9 protein-coding genes are annotated in these 9,108 nt (G+C 64.7%); 4 read left to right on the forward strand and 5 right to left on the reverse strand.

Translation table 11 applies throughout. From position 1 onward, the window contains the following. Together groEL and QM712_RS35525 are read left to right on the forward strand one after the other, a co-directional pair. Nucleotides 1–920: chaperonin GroEL (groEL, locus tag QM712_RS35520; RefSeq protein ID WP_415027810.1), on the forward strand; the 920-nt coding region annotated here is incomplete at its 5' end. Nucleotides 921–1,068: 148 nt separating this feature from the next. Beyond that, nucleotides 1,069–2,274, forward strand: a complete 1,206-nt coding sequence (locus QM712_RS35525; RefSeq protein ID WP_415027811.1) for a hypothetical protein — start codon at nucleotides 1,069–1,071, stop codon at nucleotides 2,272–2,274. 160 nt (nucleotides 2,275–2,434) lie between these two features. Here QM712_RS35525 and QM712_RS35530 read toward each other — a convergent pair whose 3' ends face one another. Together QM712_RS35530 and QM712_RS35535 are read right to left on the reverse strand one after the other, a co-directional pair. Continuing rightward, on the reverse strand, nucleotides 2,435–2,833 hold the full coding sequence (locus QM712_RS35530; RefSeq protein WP_415027812.1) for an META domain-containing protein: 399 nt from the start codon (nucleotides 2,831–2,833) through the stop codon (nucleotides 2,435–2,437). A gap of 240 nt (nucleotides 2,834–3,073) precedes the next feature. Beyond that, entirely contained in the window at nucleotides 3,074–4,738 is a 1,665-nt protein-coding gene (locus QM712_RS35535) for an L-lactate permease (protein WP_415027813.1), read from the reverse strand. A gap of 316 nt (nucleotides 4,739–5,054) precedes the next feature. Between QM712_RS35535 and QM712_RS35540 the strand changes: the two genes are divergently transcribed. Beyond that, nucleotides 5,055–6,818 (forward strand): ABC transporter ATP-binding protein/permease, encoded by a 1,764-nt coding sequence (locus QM712_RS35540; RefSeq protein WP_415027814.1) that lies wholly within the window; start codon nucleotides 5,055–5,057, stop codon nucleotides 6,816–6,818. A gap of 196 nt (nucleotides 6,819–7,014) precedes the next feature. On the opposite strand, the gene QM712_RS35545 is transcribed toward QM712_RS35540, so the two are convergent. Continuing rightward, on the reverse strand, nucleotides 7,015–8,001 hold the full coding sequence (locus QM712_RS35545) for a TorF family putative porin (RefSeq protein WP_415027817.1): 987 nt from the start codon (nucleotides 7,999–8,001) through the stop codon (nucleotides 7,015–7,017). Between QM712_RS35545 and QM712_RS35550 the strand changes: the two genes are divergently transcribed. Further along, nucleotides 7,898–8,107 carry a hypothetical protein gene (locus tag QM712_RS35550; protein WP_415027818.1) on the forward strand — a complete coding sequence of 70 codons (210 nt, stop codon included), beginning with the start codon at nucleotides 7,898–7,900 and terminating at the stop codon, nucleotides 8,105–8,107. The genes QM712_RS35545 and QM712_RS35550 overlap by 104 nt on opposite strands. Nucleotides 8,108–8,437: 330 nt before the next feature. Here the strand turns inward: QM712_RS35550 and QM712_RS35555 are convergent, their stop codons facing one another. Then, nucleotides 8,438–8,797 (reverse strand): hypothetical protein, encoded by a 360-nt coding sequence (locus tag QM712_RS35555; protein WP_415027815.1) that lies wholly within the window; start codon nucleotides 8,795–8,797, stop codon nucleotides 8,438–8,440. A gap of 51 nt (nucleotides 8,798–8,848) precedes the next feature. After that, nucleotides 8,849–9,108: heterodisulfide reductase-related iron-sulfur binding cluster (locus QM712_RS35560; protein ID WP_415027816.1), on the reverse strand; the 260-nt coding region annotated here is incomplete at its 5' end.

The raw sequence follows: 9,108 nt of genomic DNA on the forward strand, positions 1-9,108 counted from the left end.
AAGCCGTGGTGCAGTCGGGCAAGCCGCTCGTCATCATCGCCGAGGACGTCGAGGGTGAGGCGCTCGCCACCCTGGTGGTCAACCGCCTCCGCGGCGGCCTCAAGGTCGCGGCCGTCAAGGCGCCGGGCTTCGGCGATCGCCGCAAGGCCATGCTGGAGGACCTCGCGATCCTCACCGGCGGCCAGCTCATCTCCGAAGAGCTCGGCATCAAGCTCGAGAACGTCACGGTGAAGATGCTCGGCCGCGCCAAGAAGGTCGTGATCGACAAGGAAAACACCACGATCGTCAACGGTGCCGGCAAGAAGCCCGACATCGAGGCGCGTGTCGGCCAGATCAAGGCGCAGATCGAGGAGACCACCTCGGACTACGACCGCGAGAAGCTGCAGGAGCGCCTCGCCAAGCTGGCCGGCGGCGTCGCCGTGATCCGCGTCGGCGGTGCGACCGAGATCGAGGTCAAGGAGAAGAAGGACCGCGTCGAGGACGCGCTCAACGCCACCCGCGCCGCGGTGCAGGAAGGCATCGTCCCCGGCGGCGGCGTCGCGCTGCTGCGCGCCAAGAAGGCGGTCGGCCGTCTGTCGAACGACAATCCCGACGTGCAGGCCGGCATCAACATCGTGCTGAAGGCGCTGGAAGCTCCGGTCCGCCAGATCTCCGAGAACGCCGGCCTCGAAGGCTCGGTCGTCGTCGGCAAGATCCTGGAGAACAAGACCGAGACCTTCGGCTTCGACGCCCAGAACGAGGCCTATGTCGACATGGTCGAGAAGGGCATCATCGATCCGGCCAAGGTGGTGCGCACCGCGCTGCAGGACGCCTCCTCCGTGGCGGGCCTGCTGGTGACCACCGAGGCCATGGTTGCCGAACTGCCGAAGAAGGAAGCTCCGCCCGCGATGCCCGCCGGCGGCGGCATGGGCGGCTTCTGAGCCGGTCCCCGTCCTGTGACGATCCCGAGAAGGCCGCCTCCGGGCGGCCTTCTTTTTTTGCAGATCATGGAGCCGTGCTCTCCAGTTCAACCGGCGGCCAAAACCCACTACGGTGACGCGCCGATTCGATAGCCCGAGGATTTCGTCGATGCGCGCGTCTCTGGTCTGCCCAACAGCCTTCATTGCGGCCCTGCTTGTCGCGGGTTCCGCCTCCGCGCAGATGAAGCTGTCGCCGAAGACCACCGCCCCCGGCGGCGTCGAGACGCGTTACTTCACCTCGATCGACGGCCTGATGGACGGCAATGCCGACGTGATCCTCAAGGAGACGCGGAGCGGCAAGACGGTCACGGCGGCCGTGCTCGACGTCTGCTATCCCCTCGCCAAGAACTCCGATCGCAAGGACCGCTTCGTCGTCAACCTGCAGGTCGCGGGCCAGACGCTGACGGGCACGACGCAGAGCCTCGGCGCCAAGGCCCCGGTCACCGTCAAGCTGACGCGCAAGCCGACCGGCGACACCTTCGAATTCCGCGGCCAGATCGGCATCGGTCCGTCCGTGACGGAGGTGGCCTCGCCCGACAATTCCGATCTCAGCGAGAAGGAGTTTCTGGACAACCAGACCTCCGACGACGGCATTACGCCGCAGCCCAAGGATTTCACCGAGGTCTCGCCGGAGGCGATCGCCGTCAAGGTCAAGCTCGACGCGGCGACCGACTTCCTGAAGAGCCTGAAGGGCCAGGACGTCGAGGTGACGCTGGCGAGCCTGTCGGTCGGATGCGACGCGCTGCGGGCCGGCGAGCAGACCATCAACATGTCGGTCGATCCCGAGCGCGCCGGCGCGCTGCTCGCGAAATTCAAGGCGATGCCCGGCGTCACCGCGGCGGGCTGGACCGCGGGCATGATGGAGATGGATCGCACCATCCGCTTCCCCGCCGCCGACTGGCGCGAGGGCGACAAGATCAACCGCGACAAGCTCGCCACCACCATCGCAGGCGTGCTCGGCAGGACGCTCGCGGCGAAGCCGGTCTCGCAGAGCTTCAACCCGGCGACCGGCAAGCTCAAGCTGGTCTTCAAGCGGCCGAACGAGGATTTCCCGGCGCTCGAACTGACCGACACGATCGAGGTCGCGGGTCTCGTCTCACCCGACAAGCCGGGCACGATCGACCGCCTGCTGCTCTGGATCGGCAGCCCCTCGACCACGACCGCGGATGAGAGCAGCGCCGCGAAGCTTGCTTTGTCGGATGACGCGGCGACGGACGAGGAAGGCGAGCAGCCCGACGACAACGGCTCGGTCGACGCGCTCGCCAAGGAATTGAAGGGCCAGCACTGGGACGCCGACAAGTCGGTTTGGAAGTGACATCCACACCGACGCCTGGTCATCGCCCGCGGACGCGAGCGATCCGGTGCTCCCAGATGGACGTGTTGAATCGACAGGACCCGGCGTACTGGATGCCCCGCTGAGCCTGTCATCGGGCTTGCCGAAGGCGGGCCCCGGTGGCAGGGCATGACGACGCCGGCTAGTTCCCGTTCACACGAAAGCGCAGCGGCTTCGGACCGACCAGGACGAGCACCTCGCCCTGGCGCTTCCAGGTCTCGACGCTGCCGAGCGCGGCAACGAGCTCGTCGTCGGCCTGAGCCTTGGCCGGCGGGCAGGATCGATCCTGGATCTGGCCCGGCACGAAGATGACGGTGTTGCCGGCGACCGAGAACTGGCCCTTGCCGCCCTTGCACCAGAGCTCCAGCACGACCTCGCCATTGTCGCCGATCTCGATGTTCGGAATCCGCTTCGAACCCGGCTGCGGCAACGCCTCGAGCGTCATCTCGGTGCCGAAGGGAAAGCCCTCCTCCGCACGCGCGAGGCCGGACGCCGCGAGCACCGCGACCGCTGCATAGACCATTGGCTTGAACGAAACCATGTAACCTCTCGACCGACCTGATTTGCCGCACCTTCTAGAGCGATTTCCGCTCCGATGAAATCGGAACGGGGCTCCGGATTCTTTCTTTTGATGCGTTTTCTTGACGCCAACCGGCTTTGACATCGCTCGAACGCGCGCGACAGGACCGCAGCGGCAATGTGAAGCTCTTGGACCGCCGAAAAAAATCCCCGCGGGGGCGCATGGCCCCGCAGGGATCAACATCGAAACCGGCCGTTCCGGCTATTTCAGGACCAGCGCCGTGAACGGATAGACATAGGCCTGCAACGTCACGAGCACACCGACGAGGCAAGCCAGCACGATCGAGTGCCAGAACACGAAACGCAGGATGGTCCCCTCGTGGCCGTACCAATTGGTGGCGGTGGAGGCGACCACGATCGATTGCGCGTCGATCATCTTGCCCATCACGCCGCCGGACGAGTTCGCCGCGCCCATCAGGATCGGCGACAAGCCGAGCTGCTCGGATGTGATCTTCTGCAGATTGCCGAACAACACGTTGGAGGCGGTGTCCGATCCCGTCAGCGCCACGCCCAGCCAGCCGAGCAGCGTGCCGAAGAAGGGATAGAGCACGCCGGTGGCGGCGAAGGCGAGGCCGAGCGTGGCATCGACGCCGGACAGGCGCGTGAGCGTACCGATCGCGAGCATGGCCGAGATCGTGATCAGCGAAATCGCACAGAGCCGGATGGTCCGGCCGTATTCGCTGATCAGCTTGCCCGGACCGACTCCCATCAGGAAGCCGGAGATGATCGCCGCGATCAGCATGCCCGTGCCGGTGAAGGACAGGTAAGTGAAGGCGAACACCGCGCCTTCCGGCGTCGGCTTGGCCGCGACCGGCGGCACCTTGTTGATCAGCTGATGCAGCTCGGGAACGGCGTAGTTCCAGGTGAAGATCGCGTTCGCCCAATTCTTGAAGGCGCCGTTGCCCCAGATCAGCATCACGATGCAGACGATAATCCACGGCAGCAGCGCGCTGAAGAGCTCGCTCGAGGTCAGCGGCGTCTTGTCGAGCGGCTTTGCCGCGGCCATCGTGGCTGCGGATTCATCGCGGCCGCGAAGCGCCGGTGACAGCCAGAGCTGCCTGGGCTGCCAGACCTTGAGGAACAGGATCAGCGCCCCCATCGAGATCAGCGACGCGCCGATGTCCACGATCCAGGGATTGACGTAGTTCGAGATCACGAATTGCGGGACCGCGAACGACACGCCGGTGACGAGGATCGCCGGCCAGACGTCCTTCATGCCCTTCCATCCCGCGAACGCCCACACCACCCAGAACGGCACGATCAGCGAGAAGAACGGCAGCTGCCGTCCGACCATTGCGCCGAGGATGTAGGGATCGAGACCCGTGACCGAGGCGAGGCCCTGGATCGGCGTGCCGAGCGCGCCATAGGCGACCGGCGCGGTGTTGGCGATCAGCGACAGACCAGAGGCCGCGAGCGGCGAGAAGCCGAGCCCGATCAGCACGGCGCCCGTGATCGCGACCGGCGTGCCGAAGCCCGAGGCGCCCTCGAAGAAGGCGCCGAACGAGAACGCGATCAGCAGGAGCTGCAGGCGCCGGTCCTCGGTGACGCCGCCGACCGCGCGCTTGAGCAGTTCGAAGCGCCCGGTGGTCACCGTCACCTGGTAGAGGAAGATGACGTTGAGAACGATCCAGCCGATCGGGAAGAAGCCGGTCACGATGCCGAGGATCGAGGCGCGTATCGACATGTTCGCCGGCATCGTGAAGACAAAGATCGTGATCAGGTTGGTCACGATCACGGCGATGACGGCGGCGATGTGGGCCTGGACGCGTCCGCTCGCGATCAGGACCAGAAGTGTGACGACGGGTACAGCCGCAGCGATGGTGGACAGCACAGGGCTATGCAGCGGATCATAGATTTGATTCCACATGGTCTTCCTCCCCCACGCGCATATGTGGCAGACCGGCCCGCGTGGACGACGAGGCCTGCCTGGCGCAGTTGCGGAGAGTGCCTGTGAGCTTGAAGCGAATGACTTGCGAGTGCAGCGGTTCCCATCCGCTCACAAGCTCGCGAAGTCCCGGAGGCCCCCACCCCGCGCCGTTGAAGCTCATGCTAGGGTCGCCGGCCCGGACAAGCCAACGCAAATTGCAGGATTTGCGACTTTAGTCTAAGCGCGCTTATTTTCGCCATTGCCCCGGCCAACTGGCTTCCGGCATTTGCGCACACCCCGCAGGAGATCCAGCTCTGTGAAGAACATCAGCGCCACGCTCGCGACCGTTTGGCGAATCGCGATCCCCTATTTCCGATCGGAGGACAAATGGGCCGGCCGCGGTCTGCTCGCCGCCGTGATCACGATCGAGCTGGCGCTGGTCGCGATCGACGTGCTGGTCAACCAGTGGCAGAACCGGTTCTACAGCGCGCTCCAGAGCCGCGACCTCGAGACCTTCATCAGGGAGATATGGATCTTCGTCGGCCTCGCCTCGGCCTTCGTCGCGCTCGCGGTCTACCAGCTCTATCTCAACCAATGGCTCCAGATCCGCTGGCGACAATGGCTGACGCGGCACTATCTCGGCGAATGGCTCAACGGCGCCACGCACTACCGCATGCAGCTCAAGGGCGACGCGGCCGACAACCCCGACCAGCGCATCACCGAGGACGTCAAGACCTTCGTCGAGCAGACGCTGAGCATCGGCATCGGCCTGCTCTCGTCGATCGTGACGCTGTTCTCCTTCGTGATCATCCTGTGGGGCCTGTCCAATGCCGCCCCCCTGCACATTTCCGGCGTGGATTTCGCGATCCCCGGCTACCTGGTGTGGGGCGCGTTGTTCTACGCGGTGCTCGGCACCGGCTTGACGCACTGGATCGGTGCGCCGCTGGTGAACCTCAATTTCGAGCAGCAGCGCTATGAGGCGGATTTCCGCTTCAACCTGGTGCGGGTCCGCGAGAACTCCGAGCAGATCGCGCTCCTGAAAGGCGAGAGCGCCGAGCGCGGACGCCTCCTGCACCGGTTCAATTTCGTGGTCGGCAACTGGTACGCGATCATGAGCCGGACCAAGCGACTCACCGCGTTCACGGCGAGCTATCAGCAGGCTGCCGTGATCTTTCCCTACGTGCTGGTGGCTCCGGCCTATTTCGCCCAGAAGATCCAGCTCGGCGACATGATGCAGACGGGCTCGGCCTTCGGCAGCGTGCAGCGGGCACTGTCGTTCTTCGTGACGGCCTACCGTTCGCTCGCCGAGTGGCGCGCGGTGGTGGCCCGTCTCGACGGTTTCGAGATGTCGGTCAGTTCGGCCGCCAACATCGCGGCGCATGAGCCGACCATCGACGTCGCGCGGGCAGGCGGCAGCACAGCCGTCGCGCTCCAGCAATTGCTGGTGAAGCTGCCGAACGGCCGGCCGCTGGTCACGGCCGATGCCTTCGCGATCCAACCGTCGGAGCGGGTGCTGGTGACCGGACCGTCGGGCTCCGGCAAGTCGACCCTGTTCCGCGCCATCGCGGGCATCTGGCCGTTCGGCACCGGCCGGATCGCCATCCCCGAGCGGTCCAGGCTGATGATGCTGCCGCAGCGTCCCTATTTTCCCGTCGGCGCGCTCGGCGACGCCGTGATCTATCCCGCCGAGCACGGCGCGGTGTCACCGGACAAGATCAAGGAGGCCGTGACCGCGGTCGGGTTGCCGGACCTCGCGGCGCGGATCGACGAGGAGGGGCATTGGAATCGGATGCTGTCGCTCGGCGAGCAGCAACGCCTCGGGCTCGCCCGGGCGCTGCTGCATGCGCCCGATTATCTGTTCCTGGACGAGGCCACCGCTTCGCTCGATGAACCTTCCGAGGCCCGGCTCTACCGCCTGCTGGCGGAGAAGCTGCCGCAGTCCACCATCGTCTCGATCGGCCACCGCTCGACGCTCGACGCCTTCCACACCCGCAAGGTGGCGATGGTCAGGAACGGCGAGGCCCACGTCCTCGGCGACGGCGAAAAGCCCGTCCAGGCGGAGCCGAACGGCGTGCGCTGAAGCCGGGCCGGGTCGCGGCCCTCGACCAGGGCGCGGCTCACCTCTCCGGCCGGAGAGGTGAGCGCCGCGACGGCAAGCTGAATCCGGGCGCACTACGCCCGGGTCGAACGCACCGCAGCGCCACCCAAGCAAAAGGGCGGCAGATCGCTCTGCCGCCCTCGCCGAAAGTCTTTCCGAAGTCGTTTCGAGGCGAAACTTACTTCAGGTTGGTCATCGCCGTCAGGTCGAAGGACAGCTTGGCGATACCCGCCGCGCCGCACCAGTTGGAGCCGACGCCAGACGGGTTGGCGCTGCTGTAGCTGTTGCTGAAGGTCGCGGTGTAGTCGCTGGTGAAGGCGTTGCAGTTCGCCTTGGACAGGTCGGTGTCGGAGTAGCGCAGGTCCAGCGTGAAGACCTTGTAGGTGAAGCCGATGCCGATGTTCCAGGTGTTGTAGTCGGCGTACTTGATGCCGTTCGGGAAGAAGGCTCCGACATAGCCGGGGCCAGCCGCCGCCGGGCCGGTGCCGTAGAACGAGTCGCTCGTGCCCAGCCACTGACGGCCGAACTCACCCGACACGTACATGCCGACGCCGCTCGAACCGAAGATGGTGCTGGGCGCGGTATACTTGGCGGTGATCGAGGAGTAGTTGCCCCAGGCGCCGGTGTTCAGGAAGTTCGGCGAGTAGTACTCGTTCACACCAATCGCCCAGTTGTCGTTGATGGTGTAAGTCATCTTGCCGTAGACTTCGAAGAAGCTGACGTCCTTCTTCATGACGTTGCCGTTGACCAGAGCGTTCGTCGCGCAATCCGCGCCCTGGAAGTTGCCGGCGAAGTCGAAGCCGGTGCCGCCGTAGTAGCAGCTGCCACCCGGATAGAGATAACCCCAGACACCGATATCGAAGGCGAACGCACCGAAGGTCGGGCGGATACCGCCGTAGATGTCGACCTCAGCCGCGGCGCGGTTGGCGAACGAGATGCTCTCGGCCGAAACGCCGACGTAGAGCTGGAGGTCCTTGTTGACGTTGTAGCGGGGCTCGAAATAGGCGGCCACCGACGGCTTGTGGTTCGACTGGGTCACGCCGCGGAAGATGTAATCGCTCATGATCGCGCCGCCGAAAGCGATATCCCAGGGGTCAAAGGCGGGCGGCGGCGGAGCCTTCAATGCCTTAACCGGCATGTCTGCCGCGAAAGCCGAACCCGTCACCATTGCCAGCGCCGTTGCCAACAAAGCCACTTTTTTCATTTCGATCCCCATCACCAGTTCCAAACCCAGTCGGATCCCGGAAAGCCCCCCGGGGCACTCGACCTAACTGCAGAAATTCGTAACGGGGCCAATCTGAAGCGAGGGGCTTCTAGCGAGAAGCAAAAAGGACGGGCATTTGCTGACTTTTTAGGCGTTCTGACGATTTCACGAAAGGTTGTTCACGTGTGTTGCTCTCCGAACACATCTTCTGCGCCCGACTGCACGCCCGAATGCCGTGCGATTACGGAAGTTCGCAAGCATCGTGGTCGACATGCAACGAATCAGGCTGGCGCAAGCCGCGGCGCGTCTCGGAGAATTCGCCGCGATGCAAAAAGGCCGCAGCGTCACCACTGCGGCCTCCCGTCTTGCAAGTTGTTTGGATGGATAAGGGAAGGACCTAGCCTTGTCCTTCGGACGGCGCCGATTCACCGGACGGCATCGCCCAGCTGGTCTCCGATGCGGGCTCGGCAGCCGGGGCCTCGACCGGCGCGGGCTTCGGAGCCGGAGCAGCCTTCCTGGGTGCCGCTTTCTTCGCGGCCTTCTTGGCTGGCGCCTTGGCGGCTTTCTTCGGAGCGGCCTTCTTGGCCGATACCTTCGCAGACTTCTTCGCGGATTTCTTCGCCGACTTCTTGGCTGCCTTCTTCGTCTTCTTGGCAGCCTTCTTCTTGGCCGCCTTCTTCGCGGTCTTCTTCTTTGCCGCTACGACCTTCTTGGCCTTTTTGGCCTTCTTGCTTTTCTTCTTCTTCGCTTTCGCCATCGTGGTCCTCCTGTTGCCGCCAGACAATGGTCGATCAGGCATCTTCAGCCTTCACCCAGACGCAGCGGCGCTCGACGCATTCAATGCCGGCCGCGAACCGCCCGTAGCCCAATCGAGAAGCTCAATCGTGTGCACGACCGGAACTGACGTGCCGCTGGCAATCTGCACCATGCAACCGATATTGCCCGCGGCAATCATGTCCGGCTTGACGCTCGCGATATTGGCGACCTTGCGATCGCGCAACCTGCCCGCAAGGTCGGGCTGGAGAATGTTGTAGGTCCCCGCCGAACCGCAACACAAATGGCTCTCGG

The sequence above is a fragment of the Bradyrhizobium sp. genome (assembly GCF_047605465.1).
Classification (GTDB): domain Bacteria; phylum Pseudomonadota; class Alphaproteobacteria; order Rhizobiales; family Xanthobacteraceae; genus Bradyrhizobium.